The organism is Streptococcus sp. 2020WUSS084 (genome assembly GCF_044427445.1).
In the GTDB taxonomy this organism is placed as follows: domain Bacteria; phylum Bacillota; class Bacilli; order Lactobacillales; family Streptococcaceae; genus Streptococcus; species Streptococcus suis.
In genome coordinates this window covers 39751-65903 of sequence record NZ_JAOTGC010000005.1, presented here as the reverse complement: position 1 = coordinate 65903, position 26153 = coordinate 39751, and the positions used below count along the sequence as shown (strand labels likewise).

Here is a 26153-nt window from a genome sequence, read left to right as displayed (position 1 = left end):
AAATGATCATGTTACAGATAAACCATTCGTTACAGCAGTCGGAGGGGGCCTTGGAAGAGATTTGTTCTGGGCTGGGTTTGGATTGCCAGTTAGAACTTGAAGTCGATGGCAAGGAGAGTTTGCGGATTGAAGGTTCAGCAGGTTCTTACCGTATCCGTGCGCCTAAAGAACACATGATTTATCGAGGCTTGCTTGTTTTGGCCAGTCAGTTGGCTCAGGGCGAGACTGATATACAGATCCAGGAAAGACCTGCCTACCGTCAACTCGGTTTTATGGAAGATTGTTCTCGAAATGCTGTCCTGACGGTTGAAGCCAGTAAGATCTTGATTAGACAACTGGCCTTGATGGGCTACAGCCATTTCCAACTTTATATGGAAGATACCTACCAACTGCGTGAGGAACCCTATTTTGGCTATTTCCGAGGGGCCTATACAAGAGAAGAATTGCAGGCTATTGAGGAGGAGTGCCACCGTTACGGTATGGAATTTATTCCCTGTATCCAGACCTTGGCCCATCTGATTGCCTACCTCAAGTGGAATATATCATCTATTCAGGCCATTCGAGATGTGGACAATATTCTCTTGATTGGAGATGAGAGGACCTATGCCTTGATTGATAAGATGTTTGAGGCCTTGTCCCATCTGAAAACACGGACCATTAACATCGGTATGGATGAGGCCCACTTGGTTGGGCTGGGACAATACCTCAATCAACATGGCTATCAGAAACGAAGTCTGATTATGTGTCAACACTTGGAACGGGTCTTGGATATTGCTGACAAGTATGGTTTCCATTGTAGTATGTGGAGTGATATGTTCTTCCAGTTATTGACAGCGAGCAAGGATTACACCGGTCAGTTGGAAATTGACTCGGAAATTCAGGCTTATTTGGATCGTCTCAAGGACAGAGTGACCTTGATTTATTGGGATTACTATCAGACCAGTCGTGAGAGTTATGCTCAAAAACTAGTAAGTCATCAGCAGTTGGGAGAACAGATTGCCTTTGCAAGTGGTGCCTGGAAGTGGATTGGTTTTACTCCTGATAATGATTTCAGTATGCGGATTGCGCCAGAAGCCCATGCCGCCTGCCAAGAGTATGGTGTCCAAGAAGTGACAGTGACCGCCTGGGGAGATAATGGTGGGGAATGCGCCATCTTCTCGATTTTGCCGAGTCTTCATGCTTGGGCAGAACTCCAGTACCGAGGAAATTTGGAGCATTTAGCTGAGCATTTCTATCAACTACACCAAGTTTCCCTAGATGACTTCCTGCAATTGGATTTGCCAAATAAGACACCTAGCCACCCTGGTCCAGGTCATCACGGTTTCAATCCCAGTCGCTACATCTTGTATCAGGATATTCTCTGCCCCTTGTTGCAAGAGCATATTGATGCCGAAAAAGACAGTGCCTTTTATCAGGAATTAGCGCCTAGATTGGCAGAGATTGGAACGCGAGCCAAGGGATATGCCTATCTCTTTGATACCCAGGCTAAGTTGTGTCAGGTTTTGGCGACCAAGGCAGCTATATCAGCACATATTCGTCAGGCCTATCAGGAAGGAAATCGTCAGGTCTTGGCAGAGCAAGTGGACGGTTTGCAGCAACTAAGAATAGACCTAGAAAGCTTCTATCAGGCGCTCAGCTACCAATGGATGGTAGAGAAGAAGGTGTTTGGTCTGGATACGGTGGACATTCGCCTAGGGGGCTTGGATGCCCGCATTCGCCGAGCAATCCAGCGGTTGCAAGCCTATCTGAACAATGAAGTACCTAAACTAGATGAACTAGAAGTGCCTCTTCTCCCTTACGATGACTTCCATCAGGACAAGGGCTTTCGTGCGACAACTGCCAACCAATGGCAGATTATTGCGACGGCTTCAACCATCTACACAACCTAGTGATATTCGAGCTCGAAAGGGCTCGATTTTTTATGCAAATGTTGATTGGCAATCCAGATTTTCTTTGTTTTTTACAGAAGATATATCGGTTGTTATATACACCTATAATTTGTAGAATTTTGCCTATAATGTGGCAATTCACAGTTGGCCCAATCAGGAGTAAACTAATAATGTAAAGGTTCATAATAGAAAGGAGCTATGATGAAAGACCTCATAAAAAATCTAAAACAAAATGCCATTTTTTTCCTAATGGTATTGCCAGGAGTCATCTGGCTCATTCTATTTTTCTATATTCCAGTATTTGGCAATGTGATTGCTTTTAAGGACTATCGCCATACAGGTAACGGTTTTTGGGATAGCCTCATACAAAGTAAGTGGATAGGATTGGATAATTTTAAATTTCTATTTCAGTCATCCGATGCCTATATCATCACAAGAAATACCATCTTATATAATCTTGGTTTTATCGTGCTAGGACTGATTTTTGCAGTAGGTATTGCCATTATCTTTAGTGAGATGCGGTCGAAGAAGCTGGTAAAGATCTACCAGACCACAACCTTGTTCCCTTATTTCCTTTCTTGGGTCATTATCAGTTTCTTCGTTTACGCATTTTTGAGTCCAGATAAAGGATTGATAAACAATATTCTCAAAGGAATGGGGATGGATCCTATCAACTGGTACAGCACACCGACCTATTGGCCCTTCATTTTGCTTTTCTTAGGGATTTGGAAGGGTTTGGGCTACAACAGTATTATTTATTATGCAACCATTATGGGTATTGACCCAACCTATTATGAAGCTGCGATTGTGGATGGAGCGACCAAGTGGCAACGCATCCGCTATGTCACCCTTCCTCAGTTAATGCCTCTGATGACTATTTTAACGATTCTGGCTGTCGGAAATATCTTCCGAGCAGACTTTGGCCTTTTCTATCAAATTCCGAAAAATTCAGGTCCTCTCTTCAATGTGACTCAAGTCCTTGATACCTACGTTTATCGTGGAATTGCAGGAACAGGGGACATCGGTATGGCTATCGCGGCAGGCCTCTATCAATCTGTTGTCGGCTGTATCTTGGTGGTAGTGACCAACCTGATTGTTCGTCGCTTTGATAAGGAATCAGCCTTATTCTAGGAGGGGAGTATGAAAAAAAAGAAACAAATCACTTCTGTTTCTATTCATTCATTTAGTAAGAAAACAGATCTATTTTTCTCAAGTTTATTAGGGATATTTGCCCTATCTTGTACCCTTCCCTTCATATTTGTTATCATCATTTCTATGACAGATGAGACAAGCTTGGCTATCAACGGCTATTCTTTCTGGCCAGAGCAATGGAGTTTGGCAGGTTATGAATACCTCTTTCAATTAAAAGATCAGATTCTCCAAGCCCTCTTTATCACCTTCTTTGTGACCATTGTAGGGACGAGCTTGAATGTCTTCTTCACTGTTCTTTACGCCTATGCCATTTCGAGAAACAGTTTCAGATACAGACGATTTTTTACCCTGATGGCTCTCTTTACCATGCTGTTTAGCGCAGGGACCATTCCAACCTATATCGTCATGACCTCGTTTTTAAATCTCAAAGATACAGTGGCAGCCTTGATTCTACCCATGCTGCTGTCTCCTTTCAATATCATGGTGATGAGGTCCTTCTTTAGAAAGACTATTTCTGAGTCTATTATCGAATCTGCCAGGATTGACGGGGCCAGTGAATTTCGGATTTTCTTCCAAATCTGCTTACCACTAACCCTACCAGGTATCGCAACCATCGCTCTCTTTACAGCCCTCGCTTTTTGGAATGACTGGTACAACGCTCTCCTCTATATCCAGAGCGATAACCTCTTCCCTCTCCAATACCTGCTGATGAAAATTCAAGCAAACATTCAATATCTCTCTGAAAATGCTGCCGCGGCGGCGGCCATGTCCTCAGAAGTTGCAGGGGCCCTTCCAAAAGAAGCAACACGTATGGCTATTGTGGTCGTATCGACTCTACCAATTGCTTGTCTCTATCCTTTCTTCCAACGTTACTTTGTCAAAGGTTTGACAATTGGCGGAGTCAAGGAGTAGAGACATCACTCTATCTTAACAATCGTATTCCATACTTCATTATCTAAAAAAATAGAAAGGAACAGCCAAATGAAAACATGGAAAAAATTTGCCTACTCCTGCGTGACCCTTGCGTCCGCAGCTGCCCTTGCCGCTTGTGGTAGTCTGACTGGAAATAAGACCGCATCAAGTAGCGCTACAACAGAAGATGGGTTGACAAACATCCTCATGTATCAAATCGGAGACGCACCGAAAAACATCGATGTTCTTTTGGAAAATGCCAATAAGATTATCGAAAAAGAAGCAGGCGCCCATCTAGACATCAAGTATATCTCATGGGGTGACTATAAGGATAAAATGGCCATTATTACCTCATCTGGTGAGGAATATGATATTGCCTTTGCAGACAACTATATTATCAATGCGCAAAAAGGAGCTTATGCTAATTTAACAGAACTTTATAAGAAAGAAGGCAAGGCTCTCTATGATATTATTGACCCTGCCTATATCAAAGGAAATACCATCGACGGAAAAATCTACGCAGTCCCTGTCATCGGTAACGTAGCAAGTCAACAGATGCTTTCCTTCAACCAAGACATGGTTGATAAGTATGGTTTTGACATTTCTAAAGTGGATAGCTACGATGATGTGGAAAGCATGTTGGCAACCATCAAAGAAAAAGAAGCAGATGTGACACCATTTGCCTGGGTAAAATCTAGTAAACCATCAACAGACGGTTTGGAATATCCAGCTGGAAATGAGTTACCATTTGCTATCGACTTGAAAGGCGACACTACAAAAGTGGTAAACCCATTTGAAGTGGACCGTCACATGGATAACCTTCGTACCATTCACAAATACTATAAGGCTGGCTACATTATGGCAGATGCAGCGACTACTGACGCAACCTTCTCACTTGATGTAGCAAACTGGTTCGTTCGTGAAGAAACACAAGGACCAGCTGACTTCGGCGATAGCCTCCTTTCAACAGTTGCAGGCTATAAGATTACTTCTAAACCAATCACATCTGCCTATAAGACAAGCGGATCTACCCAAGTAGCAAACTTTGTCATTTCAAAAACATCTAAGAACAAAGAAAAAGCTATGGAAGTATTGACCCTTATCAATACAAATCCAGAATTGCTGAACGGCTTGGTATTTGGTCCAGAGGGAGTCAACTGGGAAAAAGACCCAAGTGCTGAAAATCGTATCAAGTTGTTGGATGGTTACAAAGGCGATACTCGTATGTCAGCTTGGAACACAGGTAACAGCCAAATTCTCTACATCACTGATAAGGTAACGGATGAAGATGTGAAAAAAGCAGAAGAATTGCTGGCAGGTGCAGAAGAGTCACCACTTCTTGGCTTCAACTTCAATGCTGATGCAGTTAAGACTGAAATTACAAGTATCCAAAATATCATGAGCCAATATGCAGCAAGTATCAATACTGGTACTGTGGATCCGGATGTTGCTGTTCCAGAAATGCTGAAAAAATTGGAAGCAGAAGAATCCTACAAAAAAGTAAAAGAAGAAATGCAAAAACAATACGATGAGTTTTTAGCAAATAAATAATTCGATACAGGTGATGAAGTGTGAAAAGAGGTTGGGTTCAACATCCAACCTTTTTGCATTTGTTTTATGTTAATATATACAAAAAGCACCGATTTTTTGATAAAATAGATAAAAAAGGAGGAATATACAATGTTAGGGTGGTTAGACAGGCTTTTTACTCTTCTTTTCTTCCTCATGAAATTGAGTGCCATCTATTTGGTTCTTCTATTGCTAGGAGGCGTAGTACTGGGCATTTCACCAGCAAATGGAACGATACTTTACCTCTACGATAACTATCATATGGATGCATCTAAGTATAATTTTCGAGAGGCGTTTGGCTATTTTAAAGAGCATTTTATTCGGCTTAACCTTGGACTTGGTCTTGTCCTCTTATTGATTGGTCTTTTATTTAGCGGCATTTGGCTCTTGATTCAATTGCCCCAGACCTGGTGGATGCCAGCAGTTCTTATTACAAATGCTTTTGGTCTTTTCTATGTTTTTGCGCTCTATGCTCTCTTTTTAAAACTTCAAGTACATTTTGAATTTAGTCTAAAAACAGGTTTACAGTTGGCGGCTGTCTCGCTTTTTCTTGATTGGAAAGCCCTGGTCAAATTTTTGTTAGGCAGTCTCGTCTGTGGGTTCTTGCTATTCAAACTTCCCTTGATTTTATTCTTCTTCCTACCGGTCCTATGGCTCTTGTTTCTCTATGATGCCTTTGATCCAGTTTATAAGAAAGTTGACAAGGATTACTTATGAAAAAAGTTTTAATTCATACTCTTTTGAAAAGTTATTCTTTATTAGTGATTGGGATTGTCATTTTCTTTGCCAGTATTCTTTCCTACATCAGCTGGTATCAGTATGATACCAATCGCATTCGCATTCAACAGGAAGTAGCAGATGGTCTAAAAGAGGAGTTGGATTATTATCAAGGACGGGTTGGGAATTATCTAGCAGACTACATTACGGACAGAGATCGTCTAGACAGTCTTTATCACTATTTTCAATTATCTCCTTCTCAGTACCAGGTCTGGTTACTGAGTCACCCTCACCTGATGGTCAAACGGATTTCCTTGCAGGATTCTGTTCGCACTCTCTATCTCTATTATCCCTTCGTAGAAGGAGTCGATATTGCTCCGATGGATGCAAATACCGTCTTTGTTTCTACCTCTGATTTAAAGTCTGGTAAAAAGGTCACGGCCGAAAATTACAAGGCTCCGCAACATAGTATTTCGATGACCTTATTTTCTCCATCGACAACAGAAGGTATTGCGACCATCTATGTCACCATCGATGCGGATTTGCTCGAACAATATATTCAACGTAAGACGGATCTCCCCATGACCGTTAGGGTTCAAGATTCTCTGGATCGAGAATTTTATAGTCTGCGACCAGATGTTGCCTCGCATCCGCTCTCCTATCGAATGAGTGGGGATTTGCGAATTGCAGTTGGAGTTGACCAGCAGCATGCTATTGAAAAAGTTGGCAGCCTAGTCGGAATCATTTTTCTAGGAAGTAGTTGCCTCGTTGCTCTTTTACTACTGGTCCTGAGAAGGGTGTTTAAACGATATGAAGTTCAAGTACTGGACATTGTTGATACCATGCAACAGATTCGTGGCGAAGACAGGCATCTTCGTCTACAGACGGATAATAAAGAGCAGGAAATGTATCTCATTTCATCAGAAATCAATCAGATGCTGGATGCTATGGACCAGAGTATTCAAGACATCTATCGCTTGCAGTTAGCTCAGAAAGATGCCAATATGCGAGCCTTGCAAGCCCAAATTAACCCCCATTTTCTCTACAATACCTTGGAATTTTTCCGTATGTATGCGGTCAGCAAGCAGATGGATGAGCTAGGGGATATGATTTATGAATTTTCAAGCTTGCTTCGCAGTAGTGTGACACAGGCAAAAATGACAACGGTGGCAGAAGAACTTTCATTTTGCGAAAAACATAGCTACATTTGTCAAATCCGCTATCCCCGTTCCATTGCCTATGCCTATCAAATGGATCCTGGGTGCGAAAGGGTTGAAATTCCTCGTTTTGTAATCCAGCCCCTGGTAGAAAATTATTTTGTCCATGGAGTAGACCTCAAACGAAAAGACAATGCGCTTAGTGTCAAAGCTCTCAAGCATGGACAGGATATGGAAATTCTCATCAGAGATAATGGTAAGGGAATGGACGCAGAAACCCTGGAAGCCTACAAACAGCTCTTGGCAAGTCGAGAACTGTCGCAAGAAAATCGGTCACAATCAATCGGATTACGAAACGTTCACGAGCGGTTACTTCTCTATTTTGGAGACCGTTACCAGATAGAATTAGATTCTAAAGAAGGGGAAGGGGTGACCTATTCAATCTTATTTGAAGGTGTCTTCCCCAGAGGAGATGAGCATGATGCATAAGATGTTAGTAGTTGATGACGAATATATGATTTTGGAAGGGATGAAGCATCTTCTCCCTTATCATGAATACAATGTCGAGATTGTTTATACGGCAGAGAACGCTGAAGAAGCGCTGGATTATTTTTCACAGCATACTGTGGACCTTGTCCTAACCGATGTCAGCATGCCAGATATGACAGGCCTAGAAATGGTTCGACGGATGAAAGAACAATCGCCTGATACCCACATTATCATCATGTCTGGCTTTCAAGAATTCGAATATGCCCGTAAAGCTATCTCCCTCGGGGCAATGGATTATCTCCTTAAGCCCATCAATAAACAAGAACTGGCTAAGCTGCTCCAACAGCTACCAACGCTGAAGAAAGAGACAGATAGGGAATATACCAAGGGCTTTTTGGCAGGAACCTTGACAGCGAGTGAGTTATTAAGTCACTCCCAGAAAACATGGTTTGCCGCTAGAGAGATTCCGAATCCAATGGGCTACTGTCGTGAAAAAAATATTTTACATCAAGTCTACTATTTTCAGTTGACAGAAAGTCGACCAGAGGGTAGTCTATATACAGAAGAAGTCACCCCGACGATGACCATACGGCAGTTGATTGACAAGGTAGAGAGGCGCTTATTTTATAGGCAACTATCAGAAGATCTAACGGCTACTACCACAGAACTCTATAAAGATATGGAACCGCTTCTACGTGCAGGAAGATTGGCGAAAATCGTTGATGTTTTACCACATTTGGCTGATAAATTGCGAGAAACCACTCCGGCAGTCTACCTAACAAAACAATTTTTTAATCAGATGATGTCGGATGTGTTTTACTATTTTAATGCAGAAGACCATCAGCGCTTGGAAGATTTCTATGTAAAGGTAGAAGCAAGTCGAGATTTACATCAACTAATGGAGTATTTTTGTCATTATCTGAAAAAATTTTCCGAGAGTTCCACTTACAGTCCTCATGTACAGGAAGTTGTTACGATTGTTCGTGAACGCTTTGCAGAGGAACTGTCTTTGAAAGATATGAGTGCTCATCTCTACCTAAATACAGTTTACCTAGGTCAACTTATCAAAAAAGAGACTGGGCATACTTTTGCAGAATTGCTCAATCATCAGCGAATCAAGGTAGCCCAGCAGCTTCTCTTGAACAGTCAGTTGGGAATCGAAGAAATTTGTTTTCAAGTTGGTTACACGAATGTGGGCTACTTCTATAAGATTTTTAAACGCATTTGTGGGGAATCTCCCAAAAATTACCGACAGAAAATCGGTCAATTACAGACAGAATGAGATGGAGGCGAGATGAGCAAAAGGGAAGAATTGCAGCACCTATTTCCAAAAGGAAGGCTTGTATTTGAAAAGACAGAAAACGGAGCAAGTATCCAGTTGCCTCTGGCTGATCATACTTGGTTTTCCGTTGAACGCAAGGATTTGACAGATCGAGAAATCGAACTGATTGACTTGCTGATGAATGACTCGAGCGCAGAACAAGGTCATCCTTGGGGACGCTATTTCCAAGGGGGAGGTCCTCTTCCACAAACCTTGGAAAAGCTACAGGTTATTCATGCTCATGTAGGCCATGTATCCGATGAAGATGGAAAGGTAGCCTGGCTTGATATGATGGCCAAACTCCTCCCCAATCTCCAAGGCTACTATACAGGCAATGGACAGGATTACCTATTCATTCTACATCAGGCACCTCTTTTTGATGTCAAAGAAATACTGCGTGACACCCTTGCTACCATGGAGTTCGATTTTGGTCTAAGAATCACATTGTTTTTAGGTCAAATCTGGCCAGCCAAATTGGTACACTCTTGGCCACAATTAATCGAAGCTGAACAATCCCTTTTTCACCATTGGCGAAGTAGCCACCATCAATCACGGTTGCTTACCTTCGGTCAGCTCTATCTTTGGGCAGGTCAACTCTACCCCGTTTTGAGAGAAGGACTTGCTAGTTTGATTGCCCACCAGCAGCTAGAAAAGGAAATTGTAGCTCTTTGGCAAGAAGGTGCGGTCATAACCAAGGCAGCCCAGTCTCTCTATATCCATCGAAATACGTTGCAGTATCGCTTGGACAAATGGTTTGATTGGACGGGATTGCAGCTCAAGGAATTGACGGATTTGGCAGTTTGCTACATGGTTATCATGGATTTAAGTATCTAATAGGAGCTAATGATGAGAAAAGCGTTGTAGCCTTTGAGAATGCCGCCCATCGCTTCGTCCCTTTTTCTCCTGAAAATCCCAAAGGGCTCATTGAATTTTTGAAAAGTAAACTATTTCAGTAACACAGTCTTTTGTGCAACTTGTACAAAAGATTGTGTTCTTTTTGTTCACCTTGACCTAGAAAAATAAAACGCTTTCATTTACAATAAAACTATCAAAGAAAGTGAGGCTTGAACATGGTTCAACTTAATTTAAAAAATATTTATAAAAAATATCCAAATAGCGAGCATTATTCCGTTGAAAACTTTAATCTAGATATTAAAGATAAAGAGTTTATTGTTTTCGTAGGACCTTCAGGATGCGGTAAATCAACTACTCTTCGTATGATTGCTGGATTGGAAGATATTACAGAAGGTGAAGCTTACATCGACGGCGTGTTGATGAACGATGTGGCACCAAAAGACCGTGATATTGCCATGGTATTCCAGAACTATGCCCTTTACCCACACATGACTGTATTTGACAACATGGCTTTCGGTTTGAAATTGCGTAAATACAGCAAGGATGAAATCAAAAAACGTGTAGAAGAAGCAGCACAAATTCTAGGTTTGACTGAATTCTTGCAACGTAAACCTGCTGACCTTTCTGGTGGTCAACGCCAACGTGTTGCCATGGGCCGCGCCATTGTCCGTGATGCAAAAGTCTTCCTTATGGATGAGCCTTTGTCAAACTTGGATGCCAAATTGCGTGTATCCATGCGTACAGAGATTGCAAAAATCCACCGTCGTATTGGTGCAACAACGATCTACGTAACGCACGACCAAACAGAAGCTATGACCTTGGCTGACCGTATTGTTATCATGTCTGCGACTAAGAATGAAGCAGGTACAGGTACAATCGGTCGTATCGAACAAATTGGTAGCCCAGAAGAGCTTTACAATAAACCTGTAAACAAATTTGTTGCCAGCTTCATCGGTAGTCCTGCAATGAACTTCTTTACAGTGACTCTTCAAGAGGGTGTGCTTGTTGGAGATGGTTTCAAAGTAGATCTTCCAGAAGGTCGTCGCAAGCACTTGGAAGAAAAAGGCTACAATGGTAAATCATTTACATTGGGTATCCGTCCAGAAGACATTAAGGCTTCTCAATTGGAGTTGGACACTTATCCATCTTCTATTGTGGAAGCAGAAGTTGTCGTTTCAGAGCTTCTTGGTGCGGAAACCATGCTCTACTCTAAAGTAGGAAATACAGAATTTGTATCTCGTGTAGATGCGCGTGATTACCACAATCCAGGAGACAAGGTTCGCTTGACCTTCAACCTCAACAAAGCTCATTTCTTTGATGACGAAACAGATCAAGCCATTGTTTAATCTTCTATAATTTGTTCATAAAACACCTGACCGTCAGATGAAAATCTGGCGGTTTTTGGCAAGGGAAGGTGTCCTCCAAGGAGGAATTTATCATTGCAGTCGCAGGGAATACGGTCATGATAGGCTTGTCTTTCTTGCATTTGCATAATCAAGTATTGGATGAATTTCATGGGAAAATAGAAGAACCGTCGGTTTAAACTGACGGTTGCTTTTCTTATGTTAGTAATTGTAGTAGGTAGGTCATTGTTCCGAATTCGAATAAAATGTAGATTCCTAATATGATAAAAATGGTTGGAAGAATCATTTTTTCATATTTTTCTATGAATTCAGAAATGCTATGGAGACTCCCAAATTTTTCTGCTAGGTAGCAAATGGCGACTGTCTCTAGCAAGATCAGGCCAGCAGTTAAGAGTGTTTCTAAGGTACTTAAAGTTGTAAAATAGGGGGTAAATATTCCTAAATTATCTACTCCCGATGCTAATGAAATAAACATTATAGATAGTAGTCCGATTTTGCTATCAGGAATATCTGTCTCTACTTCATTTTCAAAAAGGATTCTAGCACCTAATAGAATAGGGACGAAGCCGAGCAGACCAAGGATCCAGTCAGCTAGAAAAATATTGGCAACTTGGCTAAGAATCGAACTTAAGAGAATGAGTATAAAACTAGCAAGTAGTTGTCCAAAATAGATTGTGCGTTTTTCACCTGGTTTTTTTGCCTGGGAAAATAAAAGGAATAAAATTAGGAAATAATCGATACTTGTTGAAATACCAAGAATCAGTGCATAAGTAATAATAGTCATGGTCCCTCCGTATTAATGTAGTAGTCATAGATATTTATTTACAGAGGCACATCAATTTTGAAAGATAGAAGTAAAAATTGCGATTCATTTTAATTTCCTTTTTCACTACCCTCATCTTCATCTTTGTAAACCTCATAAAAGTCAACCTTGAGGCGAATAAAGGTCTCCATGTCGTGTAGGAGTTGGAAGAGGGTGGCTCGGGTTTCAAATTCTTCTCGGGTTTGTGGTAGAGGTCGCTCGCGGAAGGTGGCATGGAAGAGCTCGATGTCTAGGAGCAGCTCCTTGGCGGAGTTCTCTCGGCTTAGTTGCTGGGCTGCTCGCTCGAAGAGGCTGGACAGGATGACATTTTCTCTGCCTTCCAGTAAACACTTGTTGATATTTCCTGCCATGGTCCGCAGGATTTTGTTTTGTGCGGCCCGCATTTCAAAGTAATGGACCTGGTAATTGGTCTGCTGGAAGAGCTGGTTGTGGCGGTCTAGGTAGACGACTTTCAGGGCCTCATCCAAGATCTTATCCAGCTGCGTAATCAATTCTGCTTCGTTTCGTCCGTCGCCGTTGAGCAGAAAGGCTTCAAAACGGAGGAGAATCTGCTTGAGTAGGTCTTCGACTTGGTCGTGGTAGGCCTCGATTTTCTTTTCTTGCGAGGGCATATAGATGTTAAACAAGAGTGCCAGTCCTGCCCCAATCAGAAAAAGCGCCAGCTCATTTCCCAAAAAAATCAGCGAAATATCCTGCTCTAGCAAGAGGTGGGTGACGAGGACGGTCGAGGGGGCGATGCCAGCCTCCCAGTTGAATCGGTAGGCCAGAGGGACGTAGAGGGCCAGGTAGATGCCTAGGGTCCAGATGCCAAAGCCAAAGAGGGCGAAGGTCAGGACGGCTATGGTCAGGGCCAGGAGGGTGGAAAAGAGGCGGTTGCGGGCCATTTTGAAACTGGACTTGCGGGTGTCGAGGACGCTGAGAATGGCGATGATGCCAGCTGCCGTCGCATAGGACAAACCCAGGGCGGTCGCTAGGTAAATGGCTAGGACGGTGGCAAATATCAGTTTAATCGTGCGGAGGGAGAGGGACATGGGGGCTCCTTTGGTCTTAGTCTTCTTTTTATTGTACCATAAAACCCTCCTAAGGTTAGGAGGGTTGACTTTATGCAAACAAAGCAATGATTCCGACTACCAAATAGCAGACCAGTTTGTAGCTTTCGTTGATGAGGATGAGTTTAATAGGGCGTTGCTCAAAGACGTAGTTCTTCAATGAAGCAAGTACCGCAATTACTCCCATGCCACCAGCTGCGTGGAGTGGTGAAACATCAAGGGTCTTGATGAAGAAAATCGCCACAACAGCAGTCAGCACTTCAATCGCCAAGGAAATCATCATTTCCTTCTGGCCATTTTTCCCAGCCTGACGGTCAGCTTCTACCTAGGCCATGTCAATGCCAGAGGCTTCAATCCAAGCATCACGGAAAATCAAACCATACCACAAACCACCAATAGCAAAGGCAATCAGCCCTGCCACAATTCCAAAAATAAGTGTCATATATTCTCCTTTTTGTGTCCGTTTGTACGGACAAATGATAGATAACAGAATACCATGGTTTGGTAAGGAGGTCAAGTTTTTCAGCTGTGATATAGTGAGTGCCTATTTTCAGTCAACCTATGCTATAATAATACCATGGAACAAAATGATATCGTATATGGCGTACATGCTGTGGTGGAGAGTTTGGAGGCCAACACCGGCAACAAACTCTATATTCAGGATGATTTGCGCGGAAAAAATGTTGAAAAAATCAAGGCCCTGGCGGCAGAGAAGAAGGTGTCGATTTCTTGGACGCCGAAGAAGACCCTGTCTGACATGACAGAAGGTGCCGTCCACCAAGGCTTTGTCCTACGGGTCTCTGAGTTCGCCTATGCAGACCTGTCGGTGATTTTGGAAAAGGCAGAGCGGGAAGACAATCCCCTCATTCTCATCTTGGACGGTCTGACAGACCCCCACAACTTTGGCTCGATTTTACGGACCGCAGATGCGACTCAGGTAGCAGGAATCATCATTCCCAAACACCGAGCAGTTGGCGTGACGCCAGTTGTGGCTAAGACCTCTACAGGTGCGGTGGCCCATGTCCCAATCGCCCGAGTAACCAATCTCAGCCAAACCCTAGATAAGCTTAAGGAGGCTGGTTTTTGGGTATTTGGAACGGATATGAACGGAACTCCAAGTCACAAGTGGAATACGGCTGGTAAGCTGGCCTTGATTATCGGCAATGAAGGCAAGGGAATTTCTAGCAATATCAAAAAGCAGGTGGATGAGATGATTACCATTCCTATGAAGGGCCATGTCCAATCTCTCAACGCCAGCGTAGCAGCAGCTGTGCTGATGTACGAAGTATTTCGGAAGAAAATCTAAATGAAAGAAAAAGTTCTCATTGTAGATGGCTACAACATGATTGCCTTTTGGCAGGCCACCAAGCAAGATTTTAAAAAGGGAGACTTGGATGCGGCCAGAACGGCCTTGCTTCGCACCTTGTCTCACTACGCAGCCTTTGAACAGATTGAGGTGATTTGTGTCTTTGATGCCCACCATGTGCCAGGTCTTCGCCAGCAGTATGATGAATTCAAGGTATCGGTCATTTTTACAGAGGAGGAAGAGACGGCAGATAGTTATATCGAACGGCTCGGCGCCCAGCTCAATAGTGACCGTCGCAAGCAGGTTTCCGTCGCAACCAGCGACCTCAACGAACAATGGGTGGTCTTTTCACAAGGGTCTTACGGGTTTCGGCGCGTGAGTTAGAGGAGAGAACCGGGGTCATCAAAAAGGACTTGGACAAGTTTGTGGACCAGGTAGAGCTCTACACCCCACGGCTCAATCCCTGGTCAGATGGGAATTTTCAAGCCTTAAAAGAAATGATGGAGGAAATGCAAGAGTGACATTTACAATCGTAACCGATTCGACATCGGATTTGCCAATCAGCTGGGTCCAAGAAAACGATGTGACCGTGCTTGGTTTGACCATTAACCTAGACGGCGTGACTTATGAAACAGTCGGTGAAAACCGCTTGACCTCAGCAGATTTACTGGAGAAAATGGCTTCTGGCAGCCAACCCACGACCAGTCAGGTCAATGTTGGTCAGTTTGAAGAAGTTTTTGAAGCGGCAGCCAAGGAAGGTCATGAGGTACTTTATCTCGCTTTCTCAGCAGCTCTTTCAGGGACCTACCAGAGTGCAGTCATTGCACGAGATATGGTAATGGACCAATATCCAGATGCAGTCATCACCATCGTTGATACAAAGGCAGCGACCATTGGAGAAGGCTACTTAGTCATGAAAGCCGTTGAGGCACGTGCTGCAGGTAAGACTCTGGCAGAAACCAAGGCAATCGTAGAAGATTTGGTGCCGCGCTTACGGACCTACCTCTTGGTCGATGACCTTAATCATTTGGTGCGAGGTGGACGCCTGTCTAAAGCGGCAGCCCTCATCGGTGGATTGGTCAATATCAAGCCTCTCCTTGCACTCAATGCGGAAGGGAAGTTAGAAGTCATTGCCAAAATCCGTGGTCGTAAAAAAGGAATCAAGGAAATGCTGAACCTGACCTTGGATAACTTGGATCATTCTACGGTCATGGTGGCCTATACAGGTGATATTGAGGCTGCTGAAGCCATCAAAGCGACCTTGTTGGAAGATAGTTGTGTCAGCGATGTTCTTTTGACTGAGTTGGGCCCAATCATTGCTACCCATACAGGGACAGGCGTTTTAGCTATCCTATCCATCAATCAGAAAGAGAGATAATCTCTTTTCTTTTTCTAACGAAGGAAAGCGATTACAAAATCGATATCAATTTGGAGGTTATTATGAAACGCTTGTTGTCTTGTTATGCTAGTGACTTGCTGGGAGCGACCAAGGAGGAGCTCAAACAGTCCATTCTATCCAGTGAAGGTCGGATTATCATGGGAGAAACAGTGGTTACAGCGGCTCCCTTGATTGCTGGAGTGACCAATGCGGAGATGATGGCTGCCTTTGGATGCGACCTCTTGGTGCTCAATGAATTGGATGTGTTTCATCCGGAGATTGTTGGTTTTTATGACTGCGTCAATCCCATTGCAGAAATCAAGCGGTTGACAGGTCGATTGGTCGGGATAAACTTGGAGCCTGTGGATACTAGTCAGGAAGTCCAAGACCAGCAGGTCTTTCTCAAACCAGGTCGTCAGGTCAGTCCAGAAAGTCTGCGACAGGCTCAAGTTCTTGACGTGGACTTCATCATGCTGACAGGTAATCCTGCTACGGGTGTGTCCATGGCTGCAATTCGCTCTGCTATTGGCCTTGCCAAAGAACACTTTGAGGGCCTCATCTTTGCAGGAAAAATGCACGGTGCAGGTCTGGGAGAGTCGGTCGTGGACAGCCAAGCCCTGCTGGACTTTGTGGAGCTGGGGGCAGACGGTGTCCTCATTCCTGCGGTCGGAACAGTACCGGGTGTGCGGGAGGAGATTGTGGCACCTATTATCAGTCAGGTCAAGGCACGTGGTGGTCTGGTCATTTCGACCATTGGGACTAGCCAGGAGAGTGCGGATAGCCAGACGGTGCGGGAGTTTGGGCTCAGCAACAAGCGGGTGGGCTCGGACATCCACCATATCGGAGCTGGGGGCTACGGTCGCATGCCGGATTCTGAAAATATCTTGGCCCTGTCCTTGGTGGTTAGAGGCAAGCGGCACACCTATTTCAAAATGGGGCAATCGGTGAGGAGATAGGGATTTGGCGTCATTTTTTTGCTGTCGCAGTTTGGGTTTTTCAATTCTTGCTTTAGGCTGGAGAAAAAATAAAAAAAGTAAAGTAAAATAGCTTGACGGAGAACAGTAGATTTGATAGAATGGTAGACGGTATTGTTTACCCCATTTGAAAGGCCCCGGAACCTTCCAAATACCCGCGGACCGGAACATCCGCCCAGTAAACAAAAACGATTCGTATAGGAGAAATCATGAACAAAACAACATTTATGGCTAAACCAGGCCAAGTTGAACGTAAATGGTATGTAGTAGACGCTACTGATGTACCTCTTGGACGCCTTTCAGCAGTAGTTGCTAGCGTTCTTCGCGGTAAAAACAAACCAACTTTCACACCTCACACTGATACTGGTGACTTCGTTATCGTTATCAACGCTGAGAAAGTGAAATTGACTGGTAAAAAAGCAACTGATAAGATCTACTACACTCACTCAAACCACCCAGGCGGATTGAAATCAATCTCAGCTGGTGAATTGCGTTCTAAAAACGCTGTTCGTTTGATTGAAAAATCAGTTAAAGGTATGCTTCCACACAACACACTTGGTCGTGCACAAGGCATGAAGTTGAAAGTGTTTGTAGGTGCTGAGCACACTCACGCTGCACAACAACCAGAAGTACTTGATATTTCAGGTCTTATCTAAGGGAAAGGACGTAATCTAAATGGCACAAGCACAATACACAGGTACTGGTCGTCGTAAAAACGCGGTTGCACGCGTACGTTTGGTCCCAGGTACTGGTAAAATCACAGTAAACAAAAAAGATGTAGAAGAGTACATCCCACACGCTGACCTTCGTTTGGTTATCAACCAACCATTCGCAGTAACTTCAACACAAGGTTCATACGACGTTTTCGTTAACGTGAACGGTGGTGGTTACGGTGGTCAATCAGGTGCGATCCGTCACGGTATCGCGCGTGCATTGCTTCAAGTAGACCCAGACTTCCGCGATTCATTGAAACGCGCAGGCCTTCTTACACGTGACGCTCGTATGGTTGAACGTAAGAAACCAGGTCTTAAGAAAGCTCGTAAAGCTTCACAATTCTCAAAACGTTAATTATCAGCGATATATCAACGTTTCAAAGCACTCAAGAGTTTACCTCATGGGTGCTTTTTTCGTGATTTTTTGAAAAGTTCACCTCAAAATTTACCTTATTTTTACCTTATTGTTTCAGAGAGTTTAAGGCAAATTCTCCAACCGCCATAGGGATGACATTAGAGGTATTGACATAAATTTGAGTTGTAGTGGTATCGCTGTGGGTTAGAGCCTCTGAAATAGATTCTAAGCTCATACCTGCTTGTTTAGCAAGTGTTGCACCAGTATGCCGTAATTTATGAGGTGTAGCGTGTGTCAAATATGGGTGACGATTTTTAACTGTTCTCATCTTATTGTTAAGGTAATCTGCATGCAGAGGTTTATTTATGTTTCCTTTGGTATCTATATATGTGAAGACGAACTGTTCAGGATTCGTAATGATTCCAAACTTTGCAAGTTCATACCTTTGTTGTTTTTTCCAACTACGGAGAAGTTGAAGCAAGTCAGCTGAAATAGCAAAGATTGTTTTCTTGTTCCCTTTGGTTGCTTTCGTATCACCATATCTGTCTAGTGCCTGGAGTAGCTGAATTTGAGATTTTTCAAAGTCAATGTGTTTCCATTGAAGAGCGTAGCTCTCGGATTTTCGGTCTCCCAAAAAGAAGGTAAGATAAAATAGAACATAGTCTTTAAGCGAAATTTTTTCATTAGTCAAGTCATCTTGGAAAGCCGAGAACCACTCTTGTAGTTGCTCCTGTGTAAGGTAGAGGTCTTCATCTCTCTTTGCTTCTGCCAACTGGATTTTCTTGGTTGCTTTGATACGACGCAAGGTTTTAGCAACTTTATTTGATTCTATATATTCTAATTCCTCTGCCCAATCAAATATGGAAATTACATAACTTCTCAAGGTCTTGAAATTGGCGTATTCATTTGCTTTAGCAGTCATCAAGTTTAGAATAACTTGCTTGTTCTGATTGAGAAATTGAATAGTGTAATTACCTAACATAGGTAAAATATGTTTTCTGAAACAAGTTTTTGTATTGGCTATAGTTGACCTGCTTGGGGGCTTTGTAGTTGAAGTGGTCTGTCCTGCTTTATAATACTCCCACCAGACATTTTCGTAAAAATCTTTGAATAGAATTTCTTCCTTGCCTAGCCCTGTAAACTCGTTGTTCTCAATCTGACTGATTTTTGTTAAAAGGTCTATCTCTGCTTGTCGTGCCTCCTTTTTGCTTTTGAAACGCTTATCAAAGTATTTATTGTTCACGATTCCGAGTGGCATTCGCGCAACAATTGGGATATATACTTTTAAGCGATATGTTCCATTTTTTGTTTTAGTGATAGTCATGATATTCTCCTCTTTTCGAACCAGAAAATATCAAGACAATTATAAAATAAAAAGTTAGATATTTCTAGTTTTGCGAAAGTAGCCATGCGTCGATGGCTTGTTTGTTGAAACGAACCGTTTTTCCAATTTTAATAGATGGAAGCCCTTGTTTAATCCATGAATCAAGTGTATTGTTTGAGATGCCGAGATACTCACATGCTTGTTTTTTGTTCAGGTAGGGGCTATTAAGACCTCGGTTTTCTATGTTGATTTGAATTTCTTTCTTGATCAATTCTGCTATCAAAAGTTGGATTTGTTGGACTTGCTCGTTTGGTAAGATAACTTGCATTTATAACCTCTTCTGTTGATATTTATTATTGGATTTACTATTAGTCATTATGCCACATTGTGAACTAAAAACTGTTAATTTTTTAAAAGATACAGAATATTAATGCTTGTTCATCTTCCGTTTGGGAAGACAATTTTTTTAAGAAATGTTGTAGTATCAAGGTTTTTTAGGTATTAGAAAGTTGTAAAATCATATTAAAAACCGTTAAATAATTCTTTTAAATTCAACAATCGATTTAAAATTAATTTATATAAATCAATTTTATAATGATGTTTTCGACGTAATTTATTGTTCAATAAGTATATTTCATTTCTGAATTCTTTTGTAAACTTTGGGATTTGAACAATGTGTAATTCATTTGTGTTGTAATTTTTATGACAACCTAAACCATGTGCCTTTGCAAAATCAAGAGCATCAAACATCAATCGTAGAATAATTAATACATTCCACGTAATCATCTCAGATAAATAAAATGATTCAGAATTAATATTTAATTCCTTCTGACTTTTAGTAATCAAATTTTTTCTATAACGCGATCTATTTTCTTTCGAAACAAATTTAACATCAATCAAACTAAAAATTTCTTCATCTAGAACAAAAGGAGTGTTTGTTGAATGTGACACGTTAATCTGTTTTTTCAACAATTCTTCGAATGTCGCACGTGGTTTTGCTTTGAAAATTTTGGATAATTCTCTGTCAGTATTTATTACTGATTGTTCGATTTCTTTTATGAAATTGAAGACTCCAATAGAAACTAAGTTTTCTAAGTATTGAATGATTTTCAGATCATCAATTTCTTCCAGAACACAGGTACGAAGAAAGGATTTAATCTTATCTTTTTTCAAAACGGTCTCGAAACGATACACTTCAAAATCTTCTGTTTTTTGTTTATCAAGTTGTCCAAGCTTTTTGGCTTTCTTAGTTTTATTGTAAAGAACTTGCTGATTGTTTTTATAGGCATCGGTCGTCAAAAGATCATAATCTTTGTCTTTCATACTTTTTGAAGAGGAAGCAAAATTCACTTTCTTATGTGTCAGACAACGTAGAAGTAATGCTCTTGTTTGCAAATGGAAAGCTGAATGTATTGCCATTGTAAATGCAAGTTCGATTTCTTGAAGTTCGCAATGATATATCGTACATGAAATTCCTATTTCAAGTTCCAACAATAACAAAGCCCTATTTAATCTTTGATAGATACCTTCGATTGGATCTGTGGATATGTTTAAACCACAATGGATCAATTCAATGCGATAAAAATAACTGCTGTCAAATCGATTTTTTCCCATATAAAATTTACCAAAAGTAGATGATTTGACATCTAATTCGGAGACAGTACCTGAACTGTCATATTGCTTCTCTATAGTAAAATTGTTATTTCCATAATTAGCTAGCTCGAATTTCTGGTTATTAATGTGAATCTGTCCTTTTAAATTAAGAACGACTTTGTCGATGCCCCAGTAGGCATTTGTTACAGAAAAACATCGTTCCATCTCTTTTCTATTTTCATCATAGATTTTTTGTTTTTCCTCATCCGACATACCTCTTTTAACTTTTAAGACCATTTTTTCCTCTTTCATTTCTCGACATGAATTATGCCATATGTGGAACTTTGTCAGAGGAAAAAATATAAAAAATTGACAAAAAATAGAGATGAACTTCAAAAAATTCATCTCTATTCTTCTATTTTCTTTTTATGACAATATCTTCAAGAATATAGTTCTCGAAATTAAATGTTTCCTCATGAAATGTCTTTTGAATTGAAATTGGCAAGGCTGATAGATACACGTAATCTCCTATTTCAAAATTTGTTTCATTGACACGCATTTTTGTGCTGTATTGTACTTTTATTCTATTTTTACAATTGTCTTCGATAATCATTTCGATCCAATTCGAATTTGGTTTTAAATGTTTATCAATAACCTTTCCAAAAACAAACATCTTTGCGAAATGGTTTGGATATGCAAAACCAAAGCTAGGCTTTTTGTTGAAAAACGTTGCTAGCTCTGTTTGTTCTTCTTGAATACTATCTACAATGACTTTGTAGCTATTTTTTGTATTAATGTTTTCGATATGACCTGATATCGATACCACCATTCCCTTTTTCAATTGGAATTTATCAAGCTTAAAATAACATTTCAAAAATGTATGTCTCCTTCCACCTCCATTTCGTATAAACAGGATAAATGATCGATTATTAGCATCATAGTTTACTTCAACGATTTTTCCTCTTGCTAAAATTGTGTTTCGATTTATTTTTTGTAGATTATTTTGATTCCTCATTTTACTTTCCTCCATTACATCAATTTCTACAAAGAAATTATGCCATAAAATTCAAATCAAAAAATTTCTATAAAATATAATTAGTGACCGTAACAGATAAACGCCAATGTGATAAATTCAAAACGGATACAGCCATAAGAGCCAAGCGATTATAAGCAATTGGCATTCCTGACGCTAGTGCTTTTGATTTGTTTGTGCCGCGTAGCATATACAACTCATCACGTAGATCATAAATAAAATTTTTACGCTGTCGTTCGTATTTACTTTTTGACTCGTTTTTCAATTTCTGATGGCCGTTTTCCCAACGTTCAACCAACAAGTTCTTTAATGCTTGTTTAATTCTAGGATTCTGTTGAATTTTATTTAGATAATAAAAGTAGCTATCTCGTGCATGTTGAGCGCGTAGGGCATGTAAATTGATTTGGTTGTTCATTTCTTTCTCAGAGAAGATAGGTTCATTTTCTCCTATCCCAGCAAAAGTTTGCTTTACAAACTCGATGTCATTCGGCAGAATATATTGCATTTGTTTTTTTCCGCCTTTGCCACGTTTAACAAGGACGTAACAATTTCCATACTCATCTTCTATTAAATCTGACCCAGTAAGGTTTTTTAATTCGTTCCGACGAATTCCAACAACTTTTTGAAATTGAATCAGCCGAGAGAAGAGAGAGTTCAATTCTTGTTTTTTCCCTTGTTCGTTTGACTCACGTATTCGTCCGCGAACGATTTTATCACTTGAGCGCTTTTGTTTTCTAATTCGGTTTAAATTGATACCGGAAGCTTTAGCTATTGGAGCTAAATATGTGTGGATAGTGGCAGGAGTGTATTGCTTTGGATCATTTTTTAAGTCGTCGTGATATGATTGAAGAACTTCTTCTGTAATATCAGAAATTTTCTTTATTCCATTAACCTTAGCCCATTTTGAGAATCGAGTTGCTGAACGTTTGTATGATGTTCTAGATGTATTATTTGTAACATTTTTTGTTGCTGCGACGAAAATGTCGTGTTTTAATGAATTTCTTTTTCTTGGCATTTTCTTTCTCCTTTCTTTCTTAAAAATGCTTGTTACTGTTAAATTGCCTCCCACCCTTTTTTGTAGAATGAGCTGGGTATGCTCGGAAAAATACACGTTGAGGCTGCCTGTTAGGACTAACGTTTTAAGTAAGATTCAGTAATCACCGTTTTCTTATCTAATGTATTTTTCTATGTCATTGGATTGGTTATTTTTCAAATTTACTTATTACTTTTTATTACTATTAAACACTTATTTTTGTACTATTTTTCTTGATAAATGGTTATTCTGTACGTCATTTCATTCCGTAGAATAACCATTTATTTCACTATTTTTTCACACTCTCATCTTGGTCAATGACATCCAAAACGAGAGAAGTTCACATCATTTGGAAACCTATTTTTTCACCGAGCCCAGTGCGGCACTCAAATGATAATGACATTACCACCTTCTTCCTCTAGTAATTCAATTTTTTTCAATAGTATTATGTCTCTTTTTCAAAAAAATAAAAAAACGTGTAGATATCCTTTGCTAACTTGTAAGGACTCTCACACGATTTTTTTTTTGTTCTGGAAAAAGTGGCATACTAATAATGAATCAGATTGGAGGTTAGTCTATGGAATAAAATATTTTCTAAATACATAACGGGAAAAAAGAAAAGGAGAAAAGTATTATGATTGATGAAATTCTCATTGAAAAAATAGTATCAATTATTGTTGATGTCGAAATGATGTGTAAGAAATTCCTGGTATTAAAAGGATATTGTATTGATGTAATCAGTGATTATTATTACACTGAAGAAGAATTTGCTACAATTTGTTTTTCAAGAAATAATGATAAATTGACAATCCGAATTGAAAATCAAGAATGCCATGTGAGTGTAGAAAACCAGTTAGTTGAGAAGATTGAAACACACTTGGATAAAGAGGATATTGAAATTCAAATTGAAATTTTGATGAAACAGCTCATGTTAGGTAAATGGAAAACATTTTTGTATGATGCAAAAAATAGTTCACTACTTGATGCTGTTCAAAAACATGGATTTGATGATTACTCTACTGGCCCAGATGCTATTATGTATTTCTAAAAGTCAAACCTGTAATTTAATAAAGAAAAATGTGGTAATTGCTCAGTTTTGGGTGATGACTACTTTTAATTTTTTATATATTCGCACTTTTTCTGTCTTACAATTCCATTAATTCAAAATTCAATCAACGATTCATTACAGACTAATAATAAGAAATAGTTAAGCTCAATATACAAGAGTTTAGTAGTCTTTGTAAGAGTAAAAGTCTATGGCTACATTCATAAAAAATATTCATTTGAAAGCATTCTACCTTTAAATTTTGGAGTTATTTACCAACTACACATCACGTCGAGTGTGTTGCTCTGCTCGTAAAAGCCTAGAAACCTTTGAACGAAAGCATCTTAAAAAGCCTTGGAGACAAGGCTTTTTAGCTTGCGGTGGAGTAGTATCAGAGTGAGAAAATTTTTGGAGGGAGTAGAAGTGATAGCAAGAAATTATCAAAATCTATTTCCATTTACCCTGTGGGTACGTGTTTGTTTCCATTGACATGGAGTTTGTGGGAATAGAAACGTACCCGCCTCTAATATCGCCTGAATGGGCGATTGAAGTGTGAGTTCTGTAATTGATACAATTTAACTTTTTTTGAAAAAAATCCCAAATTTATTTAGCATTGCAAAGATAATAAGTGAGAGCAAGTTGCTTACTTAATAATGATGAAGAGGAAAAGTAGAATGACAACAATTTTTTTAACAAAAACAAACTGCACTAATTGCGGAAAACAAAGTACTTTTGAAAGATTTGATAGGGTTTATGCGGTGAAGACCCCTGAGATTGTTTCTGCTATTTTGGACTGGGATTTCTTTAAATTTACCTGCCATAACTGTAACCATATGGTGCTAATTGATTACCCAACAGTCGTAGTAGATGAAGAACAAAAAAATTATTCAGTATGACCTCTTTGACATCTACAAAGTTTAATGTTAAAATTCATTCAAAAATATATTTGAATGAGGTATTTTATGATTCAAAATGTTGTTACTTCAATAATCCTGTATTCTGGGACAGCCGTAGACTTACTTATTATCCTAATGTTATTTTTTGCCAAAAGAAAAAGCAGAAAAGACATCATCAACATCTATTTAGGACAATTTCTAGGCTCTGTTAGTCTAATATTGCTAAGTTTGCTTTTTGCATTTGTCTTAGATTATATTCCTAGTAAAGAGATTTTAGGTTTGCTCGGTTTGATTCCAATTTTCCTAGGCCTCAAAGTTTTGCTTTTAGGAGATTCTGATGGAGAAGCTATTGCCAAAGAAGGTTTGAGCAAAGATAATAAAAACCTGATTTTTCTAGTCGCTATGATTACTTTTGCAAGTTGTGGTGCTGACAATGTTGGTGTCTTTGTCCCATATTTTACTACCTTAAATTTAGCAAATTTGATAGTGGCTTTACTTACCTTTCTAGTCATGATTTATCTCTTGGTTTTCTCTGCCCAAAAATTGGCACAAGTCCCTTCTGTTGGAGAAACTTTGGAAAAATATAGCAGGTGGTTTATTGCCGTTGTTTATTTAGGATTGGGGATATATATCTTGATTGAAAACAACAGTTTTGACATGCTATGGACTGTGTTAGGCTAGGAGAAAATATTTTGAAAAAAGATAGTATCTGCCAAGTGAATGTTATAAATCAACAAAATGTTACAGCCGCAACGAACTACCTTGAAAAGGAAAAAGTCCAAAAATCACTTCGCATTTTATCAAAGTTTACCGATAATAAACAGATAAATATCATCTTTTATCTCCTTGTTGTTGAAGAACTATGTGTCTGCGATATAGCCTGTTTACTAAATCTCAGTATGGCATCTGCCTCCCACCATCTTCGTAAACTAGCCAATCAAAACATCTTGGACACTAGAAGAGAGGGGAAAATTATATATTATTTTATAAAAGATGAGGAAATCAGAGATTTTTTTAATCAACTAGGATAACAAAAGCTTAAAAATCCCAGTTAATCTGTCTGATACCTTTTAACGATAGCTTCTACCTATCGTTAAAAGGCTTATTGATATGTTTCCACAAAGCGTCAAATTTTTAGAGGAGACTGAGGTAGACTTGTAAGTGACTGTGACTGAAAGGTTGCAGTTTTATTGTTGTTTTAGTGGT

General features: G+C 40.1%; 26 protein-coding genes and 2 pseudogenes. 19 read left to right on the top strand and 9 right to left on the bottom strand.

All coding sequences use genetic code 11. The features are described from left to right. Window positions 1-8: 8 nt before the first annotated feature. The 9 genes from ODU50_RS04325 (at window position 9) to ODU50_RS04285 (ending at window position 11407) form a co-directional block, all read left to right on the top strand. Window positions 9-1889, top strand: coding sequence for a beta-N-acetylhexosaminidase (locus ODU50_RS04325; protein WP_161947053.1), 1881 nt, complete (start codon window positions 9-11; stop codon window positions 1887-1889). A gap of 201 nt (window positions 1890-2090) precedes the next feature. Beyond that, window positions 2091-3020 (top strand): sugar ABC transporter permease, encoded by a 930-nt coding sequence (locus ODU50_RS04320; RefSeq protein ID WP_012775341.1) that lies wholly within the window; start codon window positions 2091-2093, stop codon window positions 3018-3020. 9 nt (window positions 3021-3029) lie between these two features. After that, the gene (locus tag ODU50_RS04315; RefSeq protein WP_012027800.1) at window positions 3030-3953 is read left to right on the top strand and encodes a carbohydrate ABC transporter permease; all 924 of its coding nucleotides are present in this window, start codon (window positions 3030-3032) and stop codon (window positions 3951-3953) included. 69 nt (window positions 3954-4022) lie between these two features. Next, window positions 4023-5504, top strand: a complete 1482-nt coding sequence (locus tag ODU50_RS04310; RefSeq protein WP_015647398.1) for an ABC transporter substrate-binding protein — start codon at window positions 4023-4025, stop codon at window positions 5502-5504. Between the two features lie 129 nt (window positions 5505-5633). Then, the gene (locus tag ODU50_RS04305) at window positions 5634-6239 is read left to right on the top strand and encodes a DUF624 domain-containing protein (RefSeq protein ID WP_014638652.1); all 606 of its coding nucleotides are present in this window, start codon (window positions 5634-5636) and stop codon (window positions 6237-6239) included. Further along, window positions 6236-7885, top strand: a complete 1650-nt coding sequence (locus ODU50_RS04300; protein ID WP_105152980.1) for a sensor histidine kinase — start codon at window positions 6236-6238, stop codon at window positions 7883-7885. Before ODU50_RS04305 ends, ODU50_RS04300 begins: the two co-directional genes overlap by 4 nt. Then, entirely contained in the window at window positions 7875-9167 is a 1293-nt protein-coding gene (locus ODU50_RS04295; RefSeq protein WP_161947054.1) for a response regulator transcription factor, read from the top strand. Before ODU50_RS04300 ends, ODU50_RS04295 begins: the two co-directional genes overlap by 11 nt. Window positions 9168-9179: 12 nt before the next feature. Then, the gene (locus ODU50_RS04290) at window positions 9180-10040 is read left to right on the top strand and encodes a helix-turn-helix domain-containing protein (RefSeq protein WP_105152981.1); all 861 of its coding nucleotides are present in this window, start codon (window positions 9180-9182) and stop codon (window positions 10038-10040) included. Between the two features lie 236 nt (window positions 10041-10276). Further along, a complete protein-coding gene (locus ODU50_RS04285; protein ID WP_002938838.1) occupies window positions 10277-11407 on the top strand; it encodes an ABC transporter ATP-binding protein in 1131 nt (376 codons plus the stop codon). Here ODU50_RS04285 and ODU50_RS04280 read toward each other — a convergent pair. The 4 genes and pseudogenes from ODU50_RS04280 to ODU50_RS04265 form a co-directional block, all read right to left on the bottom strand. Next, a complete protein-coding gene (locus ODU50_RS04280; protein WP_161947055.1) occupies window positions 11404-11577 on the bottom strand; it encodes a hypothetical protein in 174 nt (57 codons plus the stop codon). The genes ODU50_RS04285 and ODU50_RS04280 overlap by 4 nt on opposite strands. A gap of 44 nt (window positions 11578-11621) precedes the next feature. Next, window positions 11622-12209, bottom strand: coding sequence for a cadmium resistance transporter (locus ODU50_RS04275; protein WP_044758673.1), 588 nt, complete (start codon window positions 12207-12209; stop codon window positions 11622-11624). An 89-nt stretch (window positions 12210-12298) separates the two neighbouring features. Then, a complete protein-coding gene (locus ODU50_RS04270) occupies window positions 12299-13279 on the bottom strand; it encodes an aromatic acid exporter family protein (protein ID WP_105152982.1) in 981 nt (326 codons plus the stop codon). Window positions 13280-13349: 70 nt separating this feature from the next. After that, window positions 13350-13739 (bottom strand): annotated as a pseudogene (locus ODU50_RS04265) (DUF1761 domain-containing protein). Window positions 13740-13874: 135 nt separating this feature from the next. Here ODU50_RS04265 and rlmB point away from each other — a divergent pair. The 6 genes and pseudogenes from rlmB (at window position 13875) to rpsI (ending at window position 18023) form a co-directional block, all read left to right on the top strand. After that, the gene (gene rlmB, locus ODU50_RS04260; protein ID WP_105152983.1) at window positions 13875-14603 is read left to right on the top strand and encodes a 23S rRNA (guanosine(2251)-2'-O)-methyltransferase RlmB; all 729 of its coding nucleotides are present in this window, start codon (window positions 13875-13877) and stop codon (window positions 14601-14603) included. Beyond that, a pseudogene (locus ODU50_RS04255) lies at window positions 14604-15124 on the top strand (NYN domain-containing protein). Next, window positions 15121-15981, top strand: a complete 861-nt coding sequence (locus ODU50_RS04250) for a DegV family protein (protein ID WP_105152984.1) — start codon at window positions 15121-15123, stop codon at window positions 15979-15981. Before ODU50_RS04255 ends, ODU50_RS04250 begins: the two are co-directional and overlap by 4 nt. A 62-nt stretch (window positions 15982-16043) precedes the next feature. Then, window positions 16044-16937 carry a hypothetical protein gene (locus ODU50_RS04245; protein ID WP_024414439.1) on the top strand — a complete coding sequence of 298 codons (894 nt, stop codon included), beginning with the start codon at window positions 16044-16046 and terminating at the stop codon, window positions 16935-16937. Between the two features lie 227 nt (window positions 16938-17164). Beyond that, window positions 17165-17611, top strand: a complete 447-nt coding sequence (gene rplM, locus ODU50_RS04240) for a 50S ribosomal protein L13 (RefSeq protein WP_002876943.1) — start codon at window positions 17165-17167, stop codon at window positions 17609-17611. 19 nt (window positions 17612-17630) lie between these two features. Further along, window positions 17631-18023 carry a 30S ribosomal protein S9 gene (rpsI, locus tag ODU50_RS04235; RefSeq protein ID WP_002942223.1) on the top strand — a complete coding sequence of 131 codons (393 nt, stop codon included), beginning with the start codon at window positions 17631-17633 and terminating at the stop codon, window positions 18021-18023. A gap of 106 nt (window positions 18024-18129) precedes the next feature. On the opposite strand, the gene xerC is transcribed toward rpsI, so the two are convergent. The 5 genes from xerC to ODU50_RS04210 all read right to left on the bottom strand — a co-directional run bounded on the left by xerC (window position 18130) and on the right by ODU50_RS04210 (window position 22988). After that, window positions 18130-19347, bottom strand: coding sequence for a tyrosine recombinase XerC (xerC, locus tag ODU50_RS04230; protein WP_024416729.1), 1218 nt, complete (start codon window positions 19345-19347; stop codon window positions 18130-18132). Window positions 19348-19411: 64 nt separating this feature from the next. Further along, window positions 19412-19675: a helix-turn-helix domain-containing protein gene (locus tag ODU50_RS04225; protein ID WP_024416730.1), complete on the bottom strand. Its 264-nt coding sequence runs from the start codon at window positions 19673-19675 to the stop codon at window positions 19412-19414. 194 nt (window positions 19676-19869) lie between these two features. After that, window positions 19870-21237 (bottom strand): hypothetical protein, encoded by a 1368-nt coding sequence (locus ODU50_RS04220; protein WP_024416731.1) that lies wholly within the window; start codon window positions 21235-21237, stop codon window positions 19870-19872. A 118-nt stretch (window positions 21238-21355) separates the two neighbouring features. Then, the gene (locus ODU50_RS04215; RefSeq protein WP_024416732.1) at window positions 21356-21955 is read right to left on the bottom strand and encodes a hypothetical protein; all 600 of its coding nucleotides are present in this window, start codon (window positions 21953-21955) and stop codon (window positions 21356-21358) included. A 67-nt stretch (window positions 21956-22022) separates the two neighbouring features. Then, entirely contained in the window at window positions 22023-22988 is a 966-nt protein-coding gene (locus tag ODU50_RS04210; protein ID WP_398581330.1) for a hypothetical protein, read from the bottom strand. A 652-nt stretch (window positions 22989-23640) separates the two neighbouring features. On the opposite strand from ODU50_RS04210, the gene ODU50_RS04205 reads away from it, so the two are divergent. The 4 genes from ODU50_RS04205 to cadX all read left to right on the top strand — a co-directional run bounded on the left by ODU50_RS04205 (window position 23641) and on the right by cadX (window position 25978). Further along, window positions 23641-24054, top strand: a complete 414-nt coding sequence (locus ODU50_RS04205) for a hypothetical protein (RefSeq protein ID WP_398581329.1) — start codon at window positions 23641-23643, stop codon at window positions 24052-24054. 671 nt (window positions 24055-24725) lie between these two features. Then, window positions 24726-24947, top strand: a complete 222-nt coding sequence (locus ODU50_RS04200) for a CpXC domain-containing protein (protein WP_024416735.1) — start codon at window positions 24726-24728, stop codon at window positions 24945-24947. A gap of 66 nt (window positions 24948-25013) precedes the next feature. Beyond that, on the top strand, window positions 25014-25628 hold the full coding sequence (locus tag ODU50_RS04195) for a CadD family cadmium resistance transporter (protein WP_024416736.1): 615 nt from the start codon (window positions 25014-25016) through the stop codon (window positions 25626-25628). Window positions 25629-25639: 11 nt separating this feature from the next. After that, window positions 25640-25978, top strand: coding sequence for a Cd(II)/Zn(II)-sensing metalloregulatory transcriptional regulator CadX (gene cadX, locus ODU50_RS04190; RefSeq protein WP_024416737.1), 339 nt, complete (start codon window positions 25640-25642; stop codon window positions 25976-25978). Window positions 25979-26153 lie beyond the last annotated feature (175 nt).